Annotated in this window: 21 protein-coding genes and 1 tRNA gene; 12 read left to right on the forward strand and 10 right to left on the reverse strand. The window is 71.7% G+C overall.

What is annotated here, in order from left to right; all coding sequences use genetic code 11:
• The first annotated feature begins 23 nt into the window (after positions 1-23).
• Complete coding sequence (locus ABZ780_RS26115; RefSeq protein WP_357008359.1) at positions 24-1,076, forward strand: glycosyltransferase family 4 protein; 1,053 nt, start codon at positions 24-26, stop codon at positions 1,074-1,076.
• Positions 1,073-2,569 carry a flippase gene (locus tag ABZ780_RS26120; protein WP_357487783.1) on the forward strand — a complete coding sequence of 499 codons (1,497 nt, stop codon included), beginning with the start codon at positions 1,073-1,075 and terminating at the stop codon, positions 2,567-2,569. Before ABZ780_RS26115 ends, ABZ780_RS26120 begins: the two co-directional genes overlap by 4 nt.
• Positions 2,570-2,596: 27 nt before the next feature.
• Here the strand turns inward: ABZ780_RS26120 and ABZ780_RS26125 are convergent, their stop codons facing one another.
• Complete coding sequence (locus ABZ780_RS26125; RefSeq protein WP_357487784.1) at positions 2,597-4,303, reverse strand: hypothetical protein; 1,707 nt, start codon at positions 4,301-4,303, stop codon at positions 2,597-2,599.
• 427 nt (positions 4,304-4,730) lie between these two features.
• On the opposite strand from ABZ780_RS26125, the gene ABZ780_RS26130 reads away from it, so the two are divergent.
• Positions 4,731-6,560 carry a hypothetical protein gene (locus ABZ780_RS26130; RefSeq protein ID WP_357487785.1) on the forward strand — a complete coding sequence of 610 codons (1,830 nt, stop codon included), beginning with the start codon at positions 4,731-4,733 and terminating at the stop codon, positions 6,558-6,560.
• 148 nt (positions 6,561-6,708) lie between these two features.
• Complete coding sequence (locus ABZ780_RS26135; RefSeq protein WP_357008350.1) at positions 6,709-8,025, forward strand: glycosyltransferase; 1,317 nt, start codon at positions 6,709-6,711, stop codon at positions 8,023-8,025.
• Positions 8,026-8,057: 32 nt separating this feature from the next.
• Here the strand turns inward: ABZ780_RS26135 and ABZ780_RS26140 are convergent, their stop codons facing one another.
• Complete coding sequence (locus ABZ780_RS26140; RefSeq protein ID WP_357008348.1) at positions 8,058-9,575, reverse strand: sugar transferase; 1,518 nt, start codon at positions 9,573-9,575, stop codon at positions 8,058-8,060.
• 125 nt (positions 9,576-9,700) lie between these two features.
• Positions 9,701-10,792: an LCP family protein gene (locus tag ABZ780_RS26145; RefSeq protein WP_357487786.1), complete on the reverse strand. Its 1,092-nt coding sequence runs from the start codon at positions 10,790-10,792 to the stop codon at positions 9,701-9,703.
• A 129-nt stretch (positions 10,793-10,921) separates the two neighbouring features.
• On the opposite strand from ABZ780_RS26145, the gene ABZ780_RS26150 reads away from it, so the two are divergent.
• From ABZ780_RS26150 to ABZ780_RS26165, 4 genes are all read left to right on the forward strand, one after another.
• Positions 10,922-11,755, forward strand: coding sequence for a class I SAM-dependent methyltransferase (locus ABZ780_RS26150; protein WP_357008342.1), 834 nt, complete (start codon positions 10,922-10,924; stop codon positions 11,753-11,755).
• A gap of 4 nt (positions 11,756-11,759) precedes the next feature.
• Positions 11,760-12,578, forward strand: a complete 819-nt coding sequence (locus ABZ780_RS26155; RefSeq protein WP_357487787.1) for an MOSC N-terminal beta barrel domain-containing protein — start codon at positions 11,760-11,762, stop codon at positions 12,576-12,578.
• Between the two features lie 62 nt (positions 12,579-12,640).
• Positions 12,641-12,973 (forward strand): hypothetical protein, encoded by a 333-nt coding sequence (locus ABZ780_RS26160; protein ID WP_357008337.1) that lies wholly within the window; start codon positions 12,641-12,643, stop codon positions 12,971-12,973.
• A 53-nt stretch (positions 12,974-13,026) separates the two neighbouring features.
• A complete protein-coding gene (locus tag ABZ780_RS26165; protein ID WP_357487788.1) occupies positions 13,027-14,046 on the forward strand; it encodes an expansin EXLX1 family cellulose-binding protein in 1,020 nt (339 codons plus the stop codon).
• A 4-nt stretch (positions 14,047-14,050) separates the two neighbouring features.
• Here the strand turns inward: ABZ780_RS26165 and ABZ780_RS26170 are convergent, their stop codons facing one another.
• The 4 genes from ABZ780_RS26170 to bcp all read right to left on the reverse strand — a co-directional run bounded on the left by ABZ780_RS26170 (position 14,051) and on the right by bcp (position 15,850).
• Positions 14,051-14,578, reverse strand: a complete 528-nt coding sequence (locus ABZ780_RS26170) for a GNAT family N-acetyltransferase (protein ID WP_357008331.1) — start codon at positions 14,576-14,578, stop codon at positions 14,051-14,053.
• 104 nt (positions 14,579-14,682) lie between these two features.
• Positions 14,683-14,756: transfer RNA gene (locus tag ABZ780_RS26175), tRNA-Leu, on the reverse strand.
• Positions 14,747-15,343 carry an HNH endonuclease signature motif containing protein gene (locus ABZ780_RS26180; RefSeq protein ID WP_357487789.1) on the reverse strand — a complete coding sequence of 199 codons (597 nt, stop codon included), beginning with the start codon at positions 15,341-15,343 and terminating at the stop codon, positions 14,747-14,749. The genes ABZ780_RS26175 and ABZ780_RS26180 overlap by 10 nt, the downstream gene beginning before the upstream one ends.
• A gap of 30 nt (positions 15,344-15,373) precedes the next feature.
• A complete protein-coding gene (gene bcp, locus ABZ780_RS26185) occupies positions 15,374-15,850 on the reverse strand; it encodes a thioredoxin-dependent thiol peroxidase (protein ID WP_357487790.1) in 477 nt (158 codons plus the stop codon).
• 165 nt (positions 15,851-16,015) lie between these two features.
• On the opposite strand from bcp, the gene ABZ780_RS26190 reads away from it, so the two are divergent.
• Genes ABZ780_RS26190 through ABZ780_RS26205 form a run of 4 tightly spaced genes read left to right on the forward strand, consistent with a single transcriptional unit; the run spans position 16,016 to position 18,698 of the window.
• Positions 16,016-16,732 carry an energy-coupling factor ABC transporter permease gene (locus ABZ780_RS26190; RefSeq protein ID WP_357487791.1) on the forward strand — a complete coding sequence of 239 codons (717 nt, stop codon included), beginning with the start codon at positions 16,016-16,018 and terminating at the stop codon, positions 16,730-16,732.
• The gene (locus tag ABZ780_RS26195) at positions 16,729-17,151 is read left to right on the forward strand and encodes a PDGLE domain-containing protein (protein ID WP_357487792.1); all 423 of its coding nucleotides are present in this window, start codon (positions 16,729-16,731) and stop codon (positions 17,149-17,151) included. The genes ABZ780_RS26190 and ABZ780_RS26195 overlap by 4 nt, the downstream gene beginning before the upstream one ends.
• A gap of 15 nt (positions 17,152-17,166) precedes the next feature.
• Positions 17,167-17,937, forward strand: a complete 771-nt coding sequence (gene cbiQ / locus ABZ780_RS26200; protein WP_357008317.1) for a cobalt ECF transporter T component CbiQ — start codon at positions 17,167-17,169, stop codon at positions 17,935-17,937.
• Positions 17,934-18,698, forward strand: a complete 765-nt coding sequence (locus ABZ780_RS26205) for an ABC transporter ATP-binding protein (RefSeq protein WP_357487793.1) — start codon at positions 17,934-17,936, stop codon at positions 18,696-18,698. Before cbiQ ends, ABZ780_RS26205 begins: the two co-directional genes overlap by 4 nt.
• Before the next feature lie 97 nt (positions 18,699-18,795).
• On the opposite strand, the gene ABZ780_RS26210 is transcribed toward ABZ780_RS26205, so the two are convergent.
• From ABZ780_RS26210 to ABZ780_RS26220, 3 genes are read right to left on the reverse strand one after another with little or no spacing between them, the layout of a single operon-like run.
• A complete protein-coding gene (locus ABZ780_RS26210; RefSeq protein WP_357487794.1) occupies positions 18,796-19,884 on the reverse strand; it encodes a hypothetical protein in 1,089 nt (362 codons plus the stop codon).
• A complete protein-coding gene (locus tag ABZ780_RS26215; protein WP_357487795.1) occupies positions 19,881-20,597 on the reverse strand; it encodes a thioredoxin domain-containing protein in 717 nt (238 codons plus the stop codon). The genes ABZ780_RS26210 and ABZ780_RS26215 overlap by 4 nt, the downstream gene beginning before the upstream one ends.
• On the reverse strand, positions 20,590-21,114 hold the full coding sequence (locus ABZ780_RS26220; protein ID WP_357008307.1) for a MauE/DoxX family redox-associated membrane protein: 525 nt from the start codon (positions 21,112-21,114) through the stop codon (positions 20,590-20,592). Before ABZ780_RS26220 ends, ABZ780_RS26215 begins: the two co-directional genes overlap by 8 nt.
• Positions 21,115-21,124: the final 10 nt, after the last annotated feature.

Genomic DNA, 21,124 nt, shown 5'->3' on the forward strand with positions numbered 1-21,124 from the left:
CATTGGCCTCCATGATCGTCACGATGGTCTCCGTCTCCGACACCGCGGGTGGTGCCGAGGCGCACACCGTCGCGCTCGGTCGAGGGCTGCGGGACCGCGGCCACGACGTCGCCCTGTACGGCCGGTGCCCGGGCTGGGAGGAGCACGGCCTCAGCCGCAGCGACATCGGCCTCGGCCCGAAGTGGTCCCGCAGGACGATGGCGGCCGGGCTGCTGAGGGTGCCCATCGAGCGGCACCGGATCCAGGCCGTCACCGACTCGTCGATCTACTACCTCCAGTTCAAGCGGGAACAGATCGCGCTGACCGCGCCACTGTCCCGCCGGGCACCGGTCGTGTGGACCGAACACGGCCGGTGGATGGGAGGCCCGGTCGGCCGCCTGCTTCTCGCCGGCTACGCCCGTGCCGCCGAGCACGTCTCGCGCGTGGTCTGCGTCAGCGAGGCGGTGGCCGACGACCTGGAACCCGTCGTCGGCCGGGACAAGCTGGTGGTGGTGCCCAACGCGATCGACACCCACCGCTACGTTGCGCCACCGGCCGCGACCCGGGCGGCCCTGCGCCAGGAGTTGCTCCCGAGCCGCTTCCGCGATCGCCGGGTCGCCGTGCTCGCGGCGCGGCTGCACGCCGCGAAGCGGCACGACCGGGCCATCGCGGCGGCGCTGGCCAGCGGCAGCGCCCTGGTCGTCGTCGGTGACGGCCCGGACCGCGAGCGGCTGGAGCGGCTCGGCGCCGGCACCGACGACGTGCACTTCACCGGCCACCGCGACGACGTGCCCGACCTGCTCGCGGCCAGCGACTTCTACATCTACTGCGGCGCGGAGACCGACGGCACGCCGACCTGCGTCCTGGAAGCCGCCGCCTGCGGACTGCCGATCGTGGCGTTCCACGACGATCCCGGCACCGAACTGGTTCCGCACTGCGGGGGCCTCGTCATCGACAGCCCGTCCGAGCTGACGGCCGAGGCGGTGTCGGCGATGCTGGAACGACGCGGCGTCGGCGTCGCCTACGTCGAGCAGCGGCACGGCCGGGAGAGCTGGCTCGACGCGTACGAACGCACCTTCGGGGAGTGCCTGCGATGACCTCACCGGGACCGACGGCGACCGAGCCCACCGACCGGGGTGCCGGCCCGGCGGACGCCGCGCCGGGCATCCCCGCCGACGCCACGCGATCGGTACGCGGGCTCAGCACCGCAACCGCCGTCTCCCTCGGCCTCCGCCTGCTGGGCATGGTCGTGGGCATGGCCACCACCTCCGTGCTCGCCCGGTACCTGAACCCCAGCGGCTACGGCGTTTTCGCCCTCGCACTCACCCTCGGCACGGCGGCGGCGCAGGTCGCCGACATGGGCACCACGATCACCGTGAGTTCCCGGATCGCTCGCGAGAGGGTGGCGGCCGGCCGCATCCTGACGACCGGCCTGCTCATCCGTACGTCGGTGGCGCTGCTGGCGACCGTGGGCCTGCTCCTCGCCGCCAGCGGCGGGCTCTTCGGAGACTCCAGCGCGGTCGTCAGTGTGGTCGCCATCGCGACACCGCTGTCCGCGGCGTCCATCCTCACCGCGGGAGCCACCGCCCGGTTCCGTCCCGAGGTGTCGGCCGTGCTCGCTCTCGTCCAGGGCGTGCTCTGGCTGGTGGCGGTCGTCTTCATCGCTCGGACCGGCGGCGACGTCGTCCTGCTGGCCTGGTTCTTCGTCGCCGTCGTGGCGGTGCAGACCTGCATCGGCGTCGCCATCAACCGGAGGTTGGTGCCACTGGGCCGGCCGTCCTGGGCCGAGGCGGGCCGGATCTTCGCGCTCAGTTGGCCGCTCGCCATCAGTTCGCTCGCGGTGATGGCCTACTACCGCCTGGGTTCGGTGATCCTGTTCCATCTCCAGGGCGCCGCCGAGCTGGGCTACTACTCGGCCGCCTACAAGTTCCTCGACGTCGCCCAGCTCGGGCCGGCCATGCTGGTGGCCCCGCTGCTGCCGATCGTGGCGACGAGCCTGACCATGAACGCACACCGTCGGAACCTCATCTTCAGTCTGGCGACCCGCACCGGCACCGTCATCGGTGTGGGTACGGCGGTGCTGTTGATCGCGCTGGCCCCGGCCCTCGTCGCGTACCTCTACGGCGACGACTTCGGCCCCGCGGTCACACCCCTGCTCCTGCTGGCGGTGGCTTTCGTCGGCGTCACCCTGGGGTACGTCGGCACGACGATCTGTTCCGCACTGGGCCTGGTGCGGCCGATCGCGGTGCTGACGGTCTCGGTGGCGGTGGTCAACCTCGGGGCGCAGTTCTGGGCCTGCGCCCGGTGGGGAGCCACGGGTGCGGCAGGCGTCGCGGCGGCGACGGAACTCGTCATCGGCGCCGCCACCTGCCTGCTGGCCGCCCGGGCGATGACCTCGCGTCTGCCCGTACGCGAGATGGCCAGCGTCCTCGCGGTCGGCGCCGTCGCCATTCTGGCGCTGTGGCTGGTCCGTCTTCCGTGGCAGGTCGAGGGAGCGCTGGCCGCCGGCCTGTTCGGGGTGGCCGTGCTGGCCACGCGGGCGATCACCGTGGCGGACCTCAGGCGGGTGCTGTCCCGCAAGGCCCTCTGAGCACACTGCCGGCCCGGCGGTCGCGCCTCAGTAGGTCGCGCCGGTCCGAAGGTGCTGCCAGGTCAGACCGGTGCACTCGACCGGTCCGATTCCGCAGGACAGTCGGGCGTTCGTGTTCGTCGCCCGGCTGCCGTCCGCCCGGACGAGCTCGCTGACGTCGGCGGCCAGTTCCAGCGCGTACGAGACCAGCGATCCTCCGGCGGACACCGCCACCCCTCGGGAGTCGCTTGCCGAGCGCAGCCCGTCGCCACGGACCACCGCCGCACCCGACCGGCGCACCCGTGCCACGCCGCCGGTCGTGTCGTCGATTGTCACGTCCGACACCACGAGCTCGGTCCTGGTGTTGAGGTCGACCAGCCAGGCCGTCCCCACTGTCCGGGTCTGGCTGACGGCCAGCCGGGGCAGGACGTGCGTGGCCGCCGGGGCGGTGACCAGGGCGCCGCCCTTGCCAGCGACCCGCACGTCGGAGAGGTTCGCCCGCCGTATCGCTGCGTGCGTCGCCCACGCGGGCAACTCGACCAGGTAACTGTCGCCGCTCGTGGCCAGGCTGACCGACCGAACGGTCAGGTCGTCCACCACCCCCGCGATCTGGGTGACGGCGGTGCCCGCGGACGTGCCCGCGACGGTGACCCCGTCGACCAGCAGGCGGCCGATCGTCACCGTCCGGGCCACGGCGAGCAGAGGCGCGGCATCGAGTTGCTCGACGTCGACATCCTCCACGGTGAGAGCGTCGAGGACCGCCGCCCGAAGGGGTGTCACCCGCACCAACGGCTCGTTCCCGCGAGGCCCCCGAGCCCGCAACTCGCGAAGGTGCACGTGCCCCACGAAGGAGCCGTTGATGTGCACCATGCCGCCCCGGCTGGGCAGGGTGGTGGCGGAGACCTGCTCCACGACCAACTCGTCGACCCGGCCGCCGGTGGTGCGCCAGTCGGCGGTGTCGTCACCGATCCAGACGACGTTGTTGCCGGCGATGCCCGTGACGCCCCGGACGGTCGTGCGCAACGCGGCGGTCTCCGGCGACCCACCGAGCACCTTGACCAGGGCCGCGAGGGAGGCCGCGTTGACGTTCTCGATGACGGTGTCGGTCACCGGCCCGAACACGTCGTCGTACGCCTGCCAGTCGCGGGGGGTGATGGCGACGGTGTCGTCACCCGTCGAACCGTGGATCCCGGAGATCCGGGTCCGCGTCGCCGGCCCCTGAAGGTGTACGCCGTCGGAGTGCACCGCGAACCTGATCTCGGTGACCGAGGTGTCGACGACGTCGCCCAGGGAGATGGCGTACTTGTCGCTCGCGGTCCGAACCGTCAGCCCCTTGAGGGTCAGGCCGTCGACCCGTCGCCAGCGCAGGGTGTGCAGGTCGGGGCCGATGCCACCGACCCCACCCGCGCGCACCCAGGTGCCGCCGATGACGGTGATGTCCCGGTCCCGGCCACCTCCGGCGACCGCCGTGTTGGTGAGCAGGTTGCAGGCGCTGCCGGTCGCCAGAGTGACCGTGCACCCCGACATGATCAGCGTCGTGCCGCTGGACACCACGAGAGGGGCGCTGACCTGGTAGTGCGCGCCGGGGGAACCGCGTACGACGCCCCCGGACCCTCGGCCGAGGGCGGCATTGAGCGCGCCGGTGTCGTCGCCCCCGGACGGGGGCGGCAGCAGCACGGTGCCCTCCTGGGGTGGGGCGTCACCGGCGAGGACCATGCCGCTGGCGGCGGCGAGAAGGGTGCGGCGGGTGATCATCTGCGGCTCCGGGGGTGATCCCGGGCGACCATACCGGGTGGCGGCCATCGATTACGCGTACGCCAAGTCAACAGTTCGACCGAAAACGATAAGCATCCTACTGATGTCCGGGCAATTGCTCGACCATCGATCTGGGGCCACCCCCGGTCGGGGTTGTCGGGCGCACTTCCGGCGGCACTCGTCATCATCCTTACTGATACTGTGTGCCGCGGCGGCCGTGGGGCCGTGATGCTCGACCCACCACATTGCACGGCCGCGCTGGTCACCGGGCTGCCTGGGCTGTGGTCGTCCCCCGATTATCACGGCAGCCGGCTCGGCGTTGTTGTCAGCAGGGTTCTGTGTCAGCGAAGGCCGGCCGGAGCCCGATCACGGGGCAAAGGCAGCGATGGGTTCCAGAGGAACTGCGACTGATTCCGGCACAGACGACGTGGGCATCGGTCCAGTCGAACAGCTCACCGATCGAGGCGCCGACGGTGACACGCCTCCCGGGTCTCCGCTGACCCGCGTCCTCGACCGGGTGCTCGATCCCCGTCCGCCCGCCGCTGCCGGCGCACGGCGGATCTGGTGGGCGTCCTGGGCGTTCGCCGCGTTGTCGGCGCTGTATGTCGCCTGGACCGTGCCGTCCTTCGTCGGCATCGTCCTGGCCATCGCGCTGCCGTTGCTCGTGCATCGGCTTCCCGTGACCGGGATCGTGCTCGTGGCGGTGCTCGCCCAGGAGATCAAACCGAATGGTCGCTTCGGTGAGCTGACCACGCTCGGCTACCAGGCCTTCATCAGCACCGGCAAGGCCCCGATCATCCTGCCCCTCGCGGTGACGGCGGTGCTCGCGGCCGCCGCGCGGTGGTGGCCGCGGGAGCGCCCCCACCTGCGTTCGGTCGGCGCGGCGCTGCTCGGCCCGGCCGTCGGCCTCGTCGTGCTGGCCGTCGTCAGCGGCCTGATCCACGGGCAGTCGCTCTTCTCCGCGGTCAACCAGAACGCGCGGCCCTTCGTCCTGCTGGTGCTGGGCCTCGTCATCGGCATGAGCCTGCGGTGGCTCCGCGACGACCAGCGATCGGTCCGGATGACGGTCTGGGCCGCGCTGACCGGCCTGCTGGTCGCGGCGGCCATCGCCATTCCGCTCGGTGAGACCGCCGACGACCGGCTCAGCGCGTACTTCATCTACTACGACTCGGCGCTGCCAGCGATCGCGGCAGCGGTGTTCATCGGCGTGCTCGGGGACAACCGGTGGCGCTGGGACTGGCGGTACATGACCCTGGCAGCCGCCACGCCACTGCTGATCCTGATCAGTTTCCGCCGCAGCGTGTGGGTCGCGGCGGTGGCCGCACTCGTCGCCGTCGTCGTCTTCACCTGGCAGCGGTGGCGACCGATGATCCGGCAGTTCGGGTTCGCGGTCCTGGTGGCGGCGGTGGTGGTGCTGGCCGCGCCGGGCTTCGCCGGGGATCTCGGCCTTCGCAGCGTGGGCAGCTTCGACCTTGCCCACGGCCAGCCGAGCGCGAGCAGCCAGCCGAGCGCGAACAGCCGGCCGAGCGCGACCGGTCAGCCGAGCGCGACCGGTCAGCCGAGCGCGGCGGGGACACCGAGCCCGACGGCCACCTCGGGCAGCACTGCCCGGCCGAGCGCGACCAACGGGCCGAGCGGCGCGCAGGGCGCCCCGGGCGGAACCAGCAAGCCCACCGCGACCAGCAAGCCGAGCGTGACCCCGCGCCCGGCCGGCGGTGCGAGCGCGAGTGCCAGCCCCAGTGCCAGCCCGAGTCGGTCCACCAGCGCGTCGGTGGCGCCCAGCCGACCGGTGCAGACCCCGCCGGCGCAGGAGAGCGCGATGCACCAGGCGGCGTCCACCAGCGGGCACCTCAACGACCTCCGCCTCGGCTGGGAGTACGTGCGCGCCAACTTCTGGACCGGAATCGGCCCGCTCGCCCCCCAACTCGTCGGGTTGGCTGCCAACAACTCCGAGCGGGTCTACGTCCACAACGAGCTGCTGCAGGACTGGCTGCGGTACGGCCCACTGGCGCCGCTGCTCGTCATCCTCTTCCTCGCCGCCGCCGCGCTGGCCGCGCTGAAGGCCATCCGCGACCCCGAAAGCGACGGAATCGTCCGGTCCGCGGCCGCGTTCTGCCTGATCGCGCCGCTGTGTCTGATGACCGCGCCGTTCCTGTCCGAGACGAGTCGATGGCCGCTGCTGCTGGGCATCGCAGCGGGAATCGTGGTCCCGTTCTTCCTCGGTCGAGGCCAGCACGAGAGGCAGCCGAATGAGTGACCAGTCGTCACGGGCGCTACGACTCGCCCTGTGGGCCCAGCGCCAGGCCCACGTCGTGCCGGCACCGCTGCGCCGACTGGGCGGACGTACCCTCCGACGGTTAGCGAACCCGGGTGAGCGGACGTCGGGCCCCAGCGAGGACTGGTCGGTGCCCCTCGTACCCGGCAGGGGTGTGGGCGACCTGGAGGCACTCCGGCCGGTGGTGGCCGACCCGCGTCCGTCGACCCCACCCGCTGCCGTCGACGTCACCGGATCCCGGCCGGTGCGGTGCGCCATCGCCACGGGGGTGCTCGATGTCGGCGGTGCCGAGGAGGTCGCCGCGTTCCTCGCCAGGCGGCTCCCGGCCCACCGTTTCGAGACCGCGGTCATCCACACCGGTACGCGCCTGCCCGGCCAGGAGGGTGCCGGTGGCCGGCTCGCCCGCGCGCTCGCCGACGAGGGGGTCCCGACCCACCTCGTGACACCGGACGACGCCGTCGCCTGGCTGCGCTCCTGGCGGCCCGATGTGATCAGCGGGCACAACGCTGACGACTGGTTGCTCGACGCGGCCACCGAGGTCGGCGTCCCGTGGGTGGAGACGCTGCACGACATGCACCGCTTCTACCACCCCGACTCCTGGGTGCCAGAGGGCCGGCGGGCGCAGGGGATCGCCGCGCAGGTCGCGGTGAGTGACCTCGTCCGGCAGCAGTATCTCGTGCGCAACCCCGGCTATCCCGGCGATCGGCTGGTCACCGTGCCGAACGGCGTCGACGCTTCGCGCGTCCGGCGCGTGGACCGCGCGAGTGCCCGCGCCGCGCTGGGGCTGACCGACGAGTTCCTCTTCGTCTCGCTCGCGCGGTACTGCCTGCAGAAGAACACGTTCGGCCTGGTGACGGCCTTTTCCGACGTGGCCGCCGCGCACCCGGACGCCCACCTGCTGGTGGCGGGTCGAGCCAACGACGACCTGCTCTACTACGAGCAGACCCGGCAGGCGGCCGCATCGCTGCCCGGCGCCGACCGCATCCACCTTCGGGGGCACTGCGCCAACCCGTTGGCCCTGCTGGCGGCGGCGGACGCGTTCGTCCTCGACTCCTTCTTCGAAGGGTGGTCGTTGGCGTCGATGGAAGCGCTGGCGGCCGGCGTGCCGGTCGTGCTCACCGACGTCGGTGGTGCCCGTGAGCAGTTGGCGAACGGCCGGCGAGGTCACCTGGTCAGCAACCCGGCCGGCGACGCCGAGTTGGTCGACTGGCAGGTGATCAACGACCTTCGGTACCGCCCACAGGGCAATCGTTCCGACCTGGTCGAGGCGATGTCGTCGATGGTCCGCGAACGCGCGGCGTGGGCGGCCAGCCGCGAGCGCCTCCGCGAAGAGGCGCTCGGGCTGTTCTCCCCGGACGGGTCACTGGCCGGGCACGCACGGGTGCTACGTGCCGTGGCGCTCGGAAACCCCCTGCTCGCCGACGGCCGGCGCGGCACCGACGGCTGAACCCACCGACGTCCTGCACCGGACGGTGATGGTCACCGACCACCACCGCGCAGAACCTCCGCGATCGTACGCAGCACGACCTTGATGTCGAGCCAGAGCGACCAGTTCTCGATGTAGTAGTTGTCGAACCTCGCCCGGTCCGAGATCGGGGTGTCGCCGCGCAGGCCACTGACCTGAGCGAGCCCGGTGAGCCCGACGGGAACCCGGTGCCGCATCGCGTAGGTGGGGTACTCGACCGAGAACTTCTCCACGAAGTGCGGGCGTTCCGGACGAGGGCCGACCACACTCATCTCGCCGCGCAGGATGTTCCAGAGCTGCGGCAGTTCGTCCAGTGACGTCCGGCGCATGAAACGGCCGACCGGGCCCACTCGCTTGTCGTGGGCGATGGACCAGTTCGTCTCCGACTCACGCTCGTCGGCGGGCCCCATCGAACGGAACTTGATGACCTTGAATGGCTTGCCGTGCCGGCCGATCCGCTCCTGGTAGAAGAAGATGCCCCGCCCGCCGTCCAGGAACGTCGCCAGGGCGCAGAGCAGAAGCAGCGGGCTCAGCACGATCAACGCCACCGCGGCGAAGAGCACGTCCGAAGCCCGCTTGATGGCCCAGCGCGGGCCGGAAAGCCTGGTGTCACCGATCTTGACGATCGGTATCGCTCCGATGTGGTCGGGGTATCCGCCCAGTGACCGGGAACCCCACAGGCGCGGCACCGCCCACAGGTCCGAACGCGAATTGACGGACTGCAGCAGGATCTCCATCAGGGCGGACTCTGAACAATCCGGGTCGGCGATGATCAGGACGTCGCATTCCAGCATGTCGGTGAGCTTTTCGAGGTCGGCGAGAGTGCCGATCAACGGAACCCCACCGACACCCTCGTCGCGCGAGATGTCGACGCAACCGACAAAGCGCAGGCCGTACTGTGGGTAGCGGCGCAACAGCCGGGCGAGTTCCAGGCCGACCGGGCCGCTGCCGATGATGATCGTGTTGTGCTCCACCCACCGGCGCTTGCGGGCGGTGATGGTGAGCGCCCTGCTGAACGCCCGGCCGACGATCACCAGGCCGGCGGAGAGCGCGACACCTCGCATGAACCCGCCCACGTAGTGCACCGAGTCGTGGCGTTCCGCCGCGATGATGGCGACCACCGCGGCGGACGCCAGCAACCGCCCGCAGATGCTGGGCAGTTCGTCGAGGATGCCGACGTGCCGGCGGGCACGGTAGAGCCCTCCGTTCGCGAAGATGGCCACCGTGAGCGCCGCGTTGGCCAGCGTCCCACGCCAGTAGTTCTGGCTGACCAACAGAGGCACGAGCAGCCCGACGACGTCGATGGGCGCCGTGAGCATCCAGGCGCGGAGCTGACGCGTACGCTTCGAGGCCCGAGAGCCGGCGTACGGCAGAACGGTGGTCGTGTCCAGGCCGGCGCGGGCTGTCGTCGCAGCCCTCCTCGGCTCGGGGATCGCCGCAGTTGCCCTCTCGTCGCCGTCCGCGTCGTGCTGTGCCATCGCCGACGGCGCTGCCGCGCCGACCTCCGTCCGTTTCGTATCCGGATAACTCATGACCGGTTGGCTCGACATGGTGGTCCTCCCCCGTGAGCCCTCCGGCGGAATTGACAGCCAGGGGGCGATCGCAGGTTACGGCCGCGTCAGTTGTGCCACCAGAGCCGGCACGGCAATCCTGTCTCCTACTTTGCGGCGGACGCGATGTCGGCAACCGAATCGCGACGGACCGCGTCGAATACGCGCTGTGCCTTGGGCTTGTCCACGAGCACGACGCTTTCCGTGCCGATTCGGCCCGTTCCCTTGGTGGGGCAGGTGTAGAACCCGAGGTTGCCGCCCCGGAGATGACGAAGCTCCATCGCGAGGTCCACCAGGGACAGCGAGCGGTCGACCGCGACCGAATTGGCCGTGGCCTTCACGAACGAGTTCAGCTTGCCGGGATTGCTGAGGGTGCCGCCGGACGCCGCCTTGTCCAGAATGGCCTTGATCACTTGCTGTTGGTGCTGGATGCGGGTGAAGTCGCCGTTGGCGAAGGCGTAACGCTCGCGGGCGTAGTCCAGAGCGGCCGCCCCGTCCATCGTCTGCCGCCCCTTGGGGAACTCCCGGCGACCGCCGGGGTTGAGCGAGTGGGTCGAGGTGAAGCCCTGCGCGACGTCGATCTCCACCCCGCCCAGCGCGTCGACGATCTCCTTGAAGCCGGCGAAGTCGACCATCGTCACGTGATCGATGCGGACGTTGGTGAACTCCTCCACCGTCTGGACCATCAGGGGGATGCCACCCCACGCGTACGCGGCGTTGATTTTGGCGTCGGTGCCGCCGCGGCCCTCCTTGGACCGGGGCACGTGCACCCAGGAGTCCCGGGGAATGGAGATCAGCTGAGCGCTCGCCCGATCCTTCGGGAGGTGGGCCAGGATGATGGTGTCCGACCGGGAGCCCGAGGTGTTCTCGGTGTCGCGGGAGTCGCTGCCCAGGATCATGATGTTCATGGCGCCGGCCGCCACGGGCTGGGGGCGCGTGTCCTCGGGAACGCCCTCGAAGGCGTCGACCCGTTCGATGTCGGACGTGATGGAACGGACGTACAGGCCGCTCGCGACCAGGCCGCCGCCAGCGAGCACCGCCAGGACCACGAAGGTGATCAGGGCGATTCGCTTCCACCGGCGCCGGGGCCGGTGCGACCGGGAAGGGGTCTGCTCGCCGCCGTCTGATTGCCCACGGCCGTCGGCCGGCTCCGAGTTCGTCGAGAGGTTGAGTTCTGCGGTCTGATCTGCGCGCGGCATAGCGGCGATGCTACTGATTCAGCTTTCGGCCCGCGTACCCTCGTCCGGCCAGGAACGTACGATGATCGTCGAAGATCTATCGGTGACATTCCCCGCCATCGTTCGCCTGGACCTGGTATGAACGCAGCCGTGGACGCAACAAAGCTCCGACGGGCCATCGCCCGCACGCCCCTCGCCCCGGTCGCCGCATTCCCCAAGCGGCTCGCCCGGGTCGCCCGTCACGACGCCAAGGTGCTGCGCGTCTCGGCCCGGTGGCTGGTCACCTCCCGTGAACATCACAACTACACGTACGAGCTGACCAAGCTCAGCCGCAACCACCTCGCATGGTTCGTCAGCAACGTCTGCGACGTCCCGGTCAAGCAGGTCCGCGGCTACTTCGCCGAAATCGAGTCCGACGACCTGCTGCGGCGCCATATCGAGCAGGCCACCGCCGGGGCCGCCCGCCGTGGCCTCGCCGACAAGCAGGTCCGCTACGCCCGCCGGATCGGCTGGTACGCGATCGTCCGCGCCACCCGCCCCGCGCACGTGGTCGAGACGGGTGTCGACAAGGGACTCGGCACCTGCGTGCTGGCCGCCGCCCTGCTGCGCAACGCGCAGGAGGGCCACCCGGGTCGGGTCACCTCGCTGGACATCAACCCCGAGGCCGGCTACCTGGCCCGCAGCGAGCCCTGGTCCGAGGTCGTCGACCTGGTCATCGGCGACTCGATCGCGTCGATCGGCGCGCTGGCCAGCCCGGTCGACCTGTTCCTGCACGACAGCGACCACAGCCGCGCCCACGAGAAGCGCGAGTTCGACGCGATCGAACCGAAACTCGCCCCCGGCGCGATCCTGCTCACCGACAACGTCACAAGCACCAACGTGCTCGCCGACCACGCCGAGCGCACCGGTCGACGGTTCCTCGCCTACCGGGAGAGCCCCGCCAACCACTGGTACCCCGGCGACGGAATCGGCGTGGCATGGTAGCCGGGTGCGGCTGATCTCGATCCACACGTACCCCGTCAAGGGCTGTCACCGCCTCGACCACGACGGCGCGTTCGTGCAGCCGTGGGGCCTGGCCGGCGACCGGCGTTGGATGGTGGTGGACGCCGACGGCGTCGGCGTCACCCAGCGGGAGATGACCCGCCTGGTCGGTCTGCGCGCCACCGTGCGCCCGGGCGGCCTGACTCTGCGCGCCGACGGGCAGCCCGACCTCGACGTGCCCGAGCCGGCCGGCGGCGACCCGGTCCCGGTGCGTACCTTCCGCAGCCGGAAGGTCCCGGTGTCCGCGCTAACCGCCGGGCCGGCGGCCGACGCCTGGCTCGGCGCGCTGCTCGGCCGGCCGGTCCGGCTCGTCTGGCTGGCCCGGCCGGCCCGGCACCTGGCCGCCGACGAGCGCGACCACGACACCGGCGACCAGGTCAGCTTCGCCGACGCCTACCCGCTGCTGCTGGCGAACGCCGCCTCCCTCGACGCCCTCAACGGGTGGCTCGCCGAGGCCGGCGAGCCAGCCGTGCCGATGGCCCGGTTCCGGCCCAACCTGGTGGTCGACGGGGCGCCGGCCTGGGCCGAGGACGACTGGGCCGGCCGGTCGCTGCGCATCGGCGACCTGCGGTTGCGCGCCGCCGGGCCGTGCGACCGCTGCGTGGTCACCACCACCGACCAGGAGACCGGGGTACGCACGAAGGAGCCGCTGCGCACACTCGGCCGCCACCGCAACATCCGGCAGAAGCTCCTCTTCGGACTGCACCTGGTGCCAATCGGCAGCGGCCCCCTGCACGTCGGCGATCCCATCGTCATCGAACCCTGACCGGCCAGGCCTTGCCGTGGTCGCGACGCCGATCGATGATGGTCGAATCTGGAGGTGACGCCATGGTGGCCCTGCATCAGCCCCGGGTGGCATGGGACGCGGCCCGGGTGCTCGTCGGCGCGACGCGCGACGACGACCTGTTCGACTGGCTCAGCGTTCAGGTGGGCGACCTGCTCGGGCCGACCTGTCAGGAGTCGCTGGACCGCACCCGGGAGCAGCTCCGGCACGACCCCGACAGCGCCCGCGCGTCGGTCGAGACAGGGCTGTGGCGGGCCCGTCTGGAGGACATGCTGCGAGCCCGACCAGGGCTGGCGGGCGAGCTGCAGAGCCTGACCACACTGACCGCCGGTCTGCTGCGGGAACGCGCCGGTCACCGTCCGTCGACGCTGTCTTAGCTTTGCCTTAGCGGGCTTGTCCGGCCGTCCACGGTTCCGGCAGCATCGCCGACGTGACGGACGGAAGCGCTCCCGGCGGTGTCGACATCACCGACGTCGACATCGAACTCGACCTGGACCGTGCCCCGGACAACCGGCCCGCGTCCCCGTCCGGCCCGCTGCCCTGGCTGGTCGCCACCGGCGTCACCGTGCTCGCGGCGGCGCTCGGGCTCACCCTGGCCCTGCGCTCCGGCTCCACCCCGGCCTGCGCGGCCGGCCGGACCCTCGCCGCCGCACCGCCCACCGGCACCGCCACGCACAGCGGCAAGGCGACCTTCTACGACTCCAAGGGCGCCGGCGGCAACTGCTCGAACCCGGCCGCCCCGGCCAACCGGCTCTACGTCGCGCTCGGCCCGACCGAGTACGCCGCCGGCGCCGCCTGCGGTGGCTTCCTCGACGTCACCGGGCCCAAGGGCACCGTCCGCGTCCTGATCATGGATCAGTGCCCGGAGTGCGAGCCCGGCCACCTCGACCTGTCCCGGGAGGCCTTCACCCGGATCGCCGACCCCGTCCAGGGTCTCGTCCCGGTCACCTACCGCGCCGTGGTCAACCCGCCGCTGCCCGGCCCGCTCACCTTCCGCATCAAGGAGGGCGCGTCGCAGTGGTGGTTCGCCGTCCGGGTCGGCAACCACGGCAACCCGCTGCGCACCGTCGAGGTGCGGCAGGGCACGAGCGGTCCGTGGCGCGCGACCGCCCGGCAGGACTACAACTACTGGCTGTTGGCGTCCGGCGCCGGTCCCGGCCCGTACAGCGTGCGCGTGAGCGACGTGTACGGGCACCAGGTCACCGTCTCCGGCATCCGGATGACACCCGGCCAGGTGCAGACCAGCGTCGTGCGGATGTACGAGCCCGGCACCGCGCGCGCGACCCCGCGTCCGCCGACGTCGCCCCGCCCGGCCGCCACCCGCCCCGCCGGTACGCCGACACCCGCCGGTCGCCCGGCCGAGGTGGCGCAGGCGAACGCGTCGGCCACGCCGCCCGCCGAGACGCCGTCCACCCGCCCGACGAGGGCCACCGCCCGCTGGTGTGGCTGACCGGTCAGTCGGCCGACGTCAGGTCGAGCCACATGAGGATCTCGTCCCGGTCGTCACCGGCCGCCACCCGCAGCGCGCCCGGCAACCGGCCGACTTCCCGGTAGCCCAGGCGGCGGTAGAACCCGTCCAACCCCAGCCCGTCCCGCACCGTCAGGTGCAGCGCCTCGTGACCCAACTCCCGACCCAGTCGGGCGGCCTCGCGCATCAGCGCCGATCCGTAGCCCGCGCCCTGGGTGTCCGGGTGGACCATCACCCGCTTCAGCACACACCAGTGCGCCTTCAGCGGGAACCGGTTGTCGCAGAAGACCAACACCGCCACCAGTCGGTCGCCGTCGTACCCGACCAGTAGCCGGTCCGGCCCGTCGGCGATGCCGGCGAAGGTCGGATCGGCGATCGTGCGGACGTCGGTGGCGGTGACCGGGGGTACGAAGCCGACGGCCCCACCGGCATTGCTGACATCCACCCAGAGGGTGAGGATCTCGGCGCGCAACTGCGGGGTCAGGTCGGGGTCGAGGACGAAACGCAGACTCACGTACGCCATCGTGACCCGGCGACCAGGCGAACGACCCGCGACCGTGACGCGCCCGACACTTGTCGCTTGTCGAGCCGCGCCGCCTTGTCAGGCTGACGATGAGGTGGGGCCGACGGGATTCGAACCCGCACTGGTGCGGACCTAAACCGCATGCCTCCTGCCGTTGGGCTACGGCCCCTTCATGCGGTACTCCACCAGCGTCCACGGCCATTCTTGCCGCACGGGCAGGCGTCTGCCTATGCGGAAGCCGGTCGGAGTAACCGCATCAGGATCGTAGACCACCTCGGGCTCGACGAGGGCAGGCCGTCGCTGACCGGCGTACGTCGAGGTCTGGCTGTGACAGTTGGGGCACAACAGTCGGAGATTGCTTGGCCGGTTATCGAGGAAATCGCCGTTGATGTGGTCGACGTGCAGCGTCAGTTTGCCTCCCTGCCACGTCGACCCGGTGCCGCACACCTCGCAGTTCTCGGGGAGGCCGATTGTCGCCAGGGCGCGTTTGAGGCGGAAGCCCGGGATCCGGCGAGAGCCCTCGGGCAGCACGACCAGCAGTTCGGTGGGGGACATCCGGCGCCATCGCACGCCCCGGTTGTGCGCCTGCCCCGTGAAGTGGGACGTGTCGATGCCGAAGCGCTTGAGCTGGCGACTGATGTGCGCGTGCGAGCCGCCGCTGACGCGTACGCCGAGCAGCCGCATCACCTCGGTGACGTTGCGCGCGGCGGCGGCTGCGGTGGCGAGCGCTTCGGGCGTGTACTTGTACCGAACCACTGACGGACCGTAGCGGCCCGGTGTGACAGGTCAGTCCAGGCCGAGGTCGCGGCGGAGCTTGGCGACGTGCCCGGTGGCCTTGACGTTGTAGAGCGCGCGTTCGATCTTGCCGTCGGCGTCGATGACGAAGGTCGAGCGGATCACGCCGGTCACGGTCTTGCCGTACAGCTGCTTCTCGCCGTACGCGCCGTACGCGATGAGCACGGCCTTGTCCTCGTCCGACACCAGCGGGAAGGTGATGGCGTCGCGCTCGCGGAACTTCGCCAGCTTCGCCGGCTTGTCCGGGGAGATGCCCACCACCTCGTAGCCGGCGGCCTGGAGGGAGGCGAGCGAGTCGCGGAAGTCGCAGGCCTGCTTGGTGCAGCCGGGGGTCATCGCCGCCGGGTAGGCGTACAGGACCACCTTGCGGCCTCGCAGGTCGGCCAGGGAGAGCTGGTCGCCGGTGTCGGTGGGGAGGGTGAACTCGGGTGCGGGGTCACCGGGGGGGAGGCGGTCGGGCGCGGTCATGGCCCGACCCTACCGCCGGCTACTCGATCGTCGCCGCCCCCGCCGCGCGGCGACGGGAGGGTGAACAAAAGCATGCGTTGTTGCCAGAGTATGGCAACAACAACTCCCAGGAAATAGGCTGAGCCCGCCGGCCCAGGACGGGCCCGCTGACGCGTGGGAGGTCGCGTGGAAACGCTGGCGATGCACATCTCGAACGGGATCATCAATGGTCCCGTCGCGGCGGTCTTCGCGGCACTGGCGCTCGCCGGGCTCACCGTCTGCGTCCTGCGCGGTCGGCGGGACCTGGACGATCGGCTCGCCCCGATGGCCGGCCTGGTGGCGGCGTTCATTTTCGCCGTCCAGATGCTCAACTTTCCGATCTTCACGGCCGGTGTGAGTGGTCACCTGCTCGGTGGCGCGCTCGCCGCGATGCTTGTCGGGCCGTGGGTCGGCGCGCTCTGCGTGGCAGTGGTGCTCGTCGTCCAGGCGCTGATCTTCGGTGACGGCGGCGTGGCGATGCTCGGCCTCAACATCACCAACATGGCGCTGCTCGGCACGGCCGCGGCGTACCTGCTGATCGCGCTGCTGCTGCGGGTGCTGCCCCGCACGCGGGCCGGCCTGGCCGTGACCGCGTTCGTCGCGGCGCTGGTCAGCGTGGTGGTCGCGTCGCAGGGCTTCGTCCTGCAGTACTGGTTGGGCGGCACCACCGACCTGGGCGGCAACCTTGCCGGGCTGGCCGGCACGATGGCCGGCGCCCACCTGCTGATCGGCATCGGTGAGGGCCTGATCACCGCGACCACGGTGCTCACCGTGGCGAAGGTGCGCCCCGACCTGGTGTACGCGCTGCGCTCACGGCGCGCCCCCGTCGCCCCCACCGTCCCGGTCGCCGGAGGTGTCCGATGAAGAACCGGTCCTGGGCCTTTCTGGCCGGCGGCCTGCTGGTCGCCCTGCTGCTCGCCGGGGTCGTAAGCAACTACGCCTCGTCCCACCCGGACGGGTTGGACTCCTCCCTGCTCAAGGGCTGCACCGTCGACGCCGACGACAACATCGTCGGCGGCAGTTGCCCGGCGCAGCAGGCCCAGGATCACGAGTTGGCCGACAGCCCGCTCGCCGACTACGGCGTGCGGGGTGTGGAGAACAGCTTCGTCTCGACCGGCCTGTCCGGGGTGCTCGGGGTGCTGATCACGTTCGCGATCGGCGCCGGCGGTTTCTGGCTGCTGCGTCGCCGGGGCACCACGCCGGCCGAGGGTGAGGCGACCACGCCCGTCGAGGGCGACGCCGGGTCCGCCGACGACCGGCGCCACGTCGGCACCGCCAGCTGATCAGGAGGTACGCGGATGGGTGCCGGTCACGGGCACGTGCTGTACCGCGAGTCGGACTCGCCGGTGCACCGGCTCCCGCCCGAGGTCAAGATCGTGGCGATGGTGGTCTTCACGATCGCCGTGGTGGCCACCCCGCGGGAGGCGTTCTGGGCGTTCGGCGCGTACGCCGTGCTGGTGGTGGCGGTGGCCGCGCTGGCCCGGGTGGGGCCGCGCTGGCTGCTGAGCCGGGCGTTGATCGAGGTGCCGTTCGTGCTGTTCGCCGTGGCGCTGCCGTTCCTCGGTGCCGGTGAGCGGGTCGAGGTGCTGGGGCTGCGGCTGTCCGAGGACGGGCTGTACGGGGCGTGGAACATCCTGGCCAAGGGCACGCTGGGTGTCCTCGTCTCGCTGTTGCTCGCCGCGACCACCACCACCCGGGACCTGATCGTGGGGTTGGACCGGCTGCACTGCCCGCAGGTCTTCACCCAGATCGCCACGTTCATGCTGCGCTACCTGGACGTGCTGGTCGGTGAGGCACGGCGGATGCGGGTGGCCCGCATCTCGCGGGGTGACGACCCGCGTTTCCTGTGGCAGCTGCGCGGCTTCGCCGCCGGGATCGGGGCGCTGTTCCTGCGCGCCTTCGAACGTGGTGAGCGGGTCTACCTGGCGATGCTGTCCCGGGGCTACACCGGGCGGATGCCTGCCGTGTGGCAGGGCGACGGCGCGGCGACCGCTGGCCAGTGGCTGGTCGCGGCGACCGTGCCGGTGGTGGCGGCCTCCGTCGCCGCCGTCGCCGTCGTGCTGACATGATCGGAGTTGTGCAGACCGCTGTCTCGCTGGACGTTCGTGGCGTCCGCTTCGCGTACCCGGATGGGCACGTGGCCCTGCACGGGGTGGACCTGACGGTGCCGCGCGGTGACCGGGTGGCGTTGTTGGGGCCCAACGGCGCTGGCAAGACCACGCTGGTGCTGCACCTCAACGGCATCCTCACCCCGACGCAGGGCAGCGTGAGCGTCGGCGGGCTGACCGTCACACCGGACCGGGCGACCCTGTCCGAGGTGCGCCGTCGGGTGGGCATCGTCTTCCAGGACCCGGACGACCAGCTCTTCCTGCCGACGGTGGCGGAGGATGTGGCGTTCGGGCCGGCCAACCTGGGCCTGCGCGGGGCGGAGTTGGCCGCCCGGGTGGACGAGGCGCTCGCCGCGGTGGGGATGAGCGAGCACCGGGACCGATCCCCGCAGCACCTGTCGTTCGGGCAGCGCCGCAGGGTGGCGGTGGCGACCGTGCTCGCCATGCACCCGGAGATCCTGGTGCTGGACGAGCCGTCGTCGAACCTGGATCCGGCCGCTCGACGCGAGCTGGCCGAGATCCTGCGCGGCCTGCCGGTGACCCTGCTGATGGTCACCCACGACCTGCCCTACGCGGCGGAACTGTGCGAGCGCTCAGTGATCCTGGACGGCGGTCGGATCGTCGCCGACGCCCCAACCCTGGATCTGCTGACCAACCCGGCCCTGCTGGCCCGCCACCGCCTCGAACTCCCGCACGGCTTCACCCCCACCCCCCACCCCTGACGCCCCCCACCCGCACCCCGCGCCGATCTTGCACTTGCTGTCCCCGCATCAGCCACGAAAGCCGCGAATCGGCGACCCAAAGTGCAAGATCGCGGGGCTAGGTTCGGGTCGGGCTCGGGGTCTGGGCTGGGGTTCGGGAGGCGGCGTGTAGGCGCAGGACGCCGGCGGCGGTTGCTCCGGCGCCGGTCAGCAGCGTTGCGGCGATCATGATTCGGGCGATCTCGGCGGGCCAGGGGACCGGGGCGATCGAGCGGGCGAACACGGCCGCGTTCGTCACCCCGGCGAAGAGGGCCAGGCAGGCGCCGGCCAGCGCCACCGCGAAGTCGGCGGCCGGGCGGCGGGCCAGCGCGTACGCTCCGGCGGCGAGCGCGCCGAGGCCGGTGAGCAGCGACCAGAGCTGCCCGCCCAGCAGCCCGACGAGCACCCCGCCCACGCCCTGGGCGCCGGCGTCCAACTCCCGGCCCACCGGGTACACCACGGCGACGGCGCCGCCGACGACCAGCAGCCCGCCCAGCGCGGCCAGCGCTCGGGCGCCGGCCGGCGCGGCGGCGGCGAGCAGGCCGAGCGCCCCCACCGCGAGCATCCCCACGATGCTCACCGCCCACCAGGTGTACGCGTCCGGCGGCGGCACCCAGTCCAGCGTGCCGCCGATCACCGCGGGGTCGGCGCCGTCGCGCAGCGGGACCGTCCAGTCCCGAACCCGGTGCTCGCGGTCGGGTGCGGCGCGGACCGCCGCCGGTGGCGCCGACTCCTGCCAGAGCGCCCGCTGGTCGTGCCAGCGCACGGTGGTCCCGTCGTCGATGCGCCGCCAGGACGGCGGGGCCGCCGGGTCCGCGTCGGCGGGCAGGGTGGTGTCCCCGGCGATGGTGCGGTTGAGGTACGTGGCGGGGGAGCGGCTGTTCTCGTACACGCCGTCCGGGCCGACCCGCAGGTACGGCTCACCGGAGTAGCCGATCACCTCGATCGGGCGGCCGGTGCGGTTGGTCAACTCCAGCCGGGCGCCCGCCTCGATCACCCGTACCTCCAGGCCGGGCCGGGCGGGCGTGACGCCTGTGACGCGGGTGCGGTAGTCGGTGCCGTTCGGGGCGTCCGCGCCGTGCGCGGCGGCGGGCGCCGCCGTGAGCAGGGTCACCGCGCAGGCGGCGGTGGCGACCAGGCCGGCGCGGGCCAGCAGGGTACGGATCACTTGCCGGCCGCCGCCACGGCTGCGGTGATGCCCTGCGGGCTGCGGTCGGCGAGCGGCTGACCGTTGACCAGGATGGTCGGCGTGCCGGTGATGTTGCTGCGGCTGGCCTCCTCGGTGACGTGCTCGGTCCACGTCTTGTACGTGCCGTCCTTGACGCAGCCGCCGAACGAGGCCCGGTCGAGGCCCACGTCGGCGCCGATGTCGATCAGCTCGTCGTCGCTGAGCCCGGCGCCGCCCTCCGGTGGCTGCTTGGCGAAGAGCGCCTTGGCGTACTCGTGGAACTTGCCGCCGGCGGCGGCGCAGCCGGAGGCGGCCGACGAGCGGGTGGAGTAGCCGGTGGTGGAGAAGCGGTTGAGGTACGCGACGGGGTGGTAGACCACCTTCGCCTTGTTTTCGGCGGCCAACTGCTCCAGCGTCGACCCGCTGGTCTGCTCGAACTGGTTGCAGGCCGGGCAGAGGAAGTCCTCGTAGACGTCGATGGTGACCGGGCCGCCGCCGGTGACGATGCCGGTGCCGTCGGCGTTGGCGCCGGGCGGCGTGGTGAAGTCGTCCGACTGCTGGCTGGACAGGGCGGCCCAACCGATCAGGCCGGCGATGACCAGCACGGCGACGGCGGCGGCGGAGACCCAGATGGTGCGGCGGCGTCGTCGTTCCCGGGCCAGTTGTTGGCGGACGACCCGGGCCGCGTCCCGCTGTCCCTTGCGACTACTCATCCTCGTCCTCCACGGCCGGTTCGGCGGACAGCCACCCGTCCACCGAGACGGGCGTACGCGGCCAGATCAGCAGAAATCCGGCCAGTACCAAGAATCCCAGGTCCCGCAGGATCTCCGGGAGGTAACTGGGTGCCTGTCCCTCGGCGAGCTGCCCACCGCTGCCGAAGCAGCCGCAGTCGATGGCCAGGCCCCGCGTCCACGCCGAGGCGATGCCCACGATGAAGACCACCAGCAGTGCGGCGGAGACCGCCGCGCTGAGCCGGGTGGCCAGCCCGAGCAGCAGCAGCACACCCAGGGCCAGCTCGACGAAGGGCAGTGCGGCGCCGATCACGGTCGCCACGTCGTACGGCATCACCTGATAGGCGTTCACGGCTCGGCCGGAGGCGGCCAGGTCGCCGACCTTCGACGCGCCGGCGACCAACCAGACGGCGGCGAGGCCGAGCCGGGCCGCGATGCCGAGCCAGGGCCGCACGAGCGCCCAGCGGCCGACCCGGGTGGTGGGTGCTGTCACGGTCATTTGTCGTCCT

Source organism: Micromonospora sp. NPDC047467 (assembly GCF_040643095.1).
Classification (GTDB): Bacteria; Actinomycetota; Actinomycetes; order Mycobacteriales; family Micromonosporaceae; genus Micromonospora.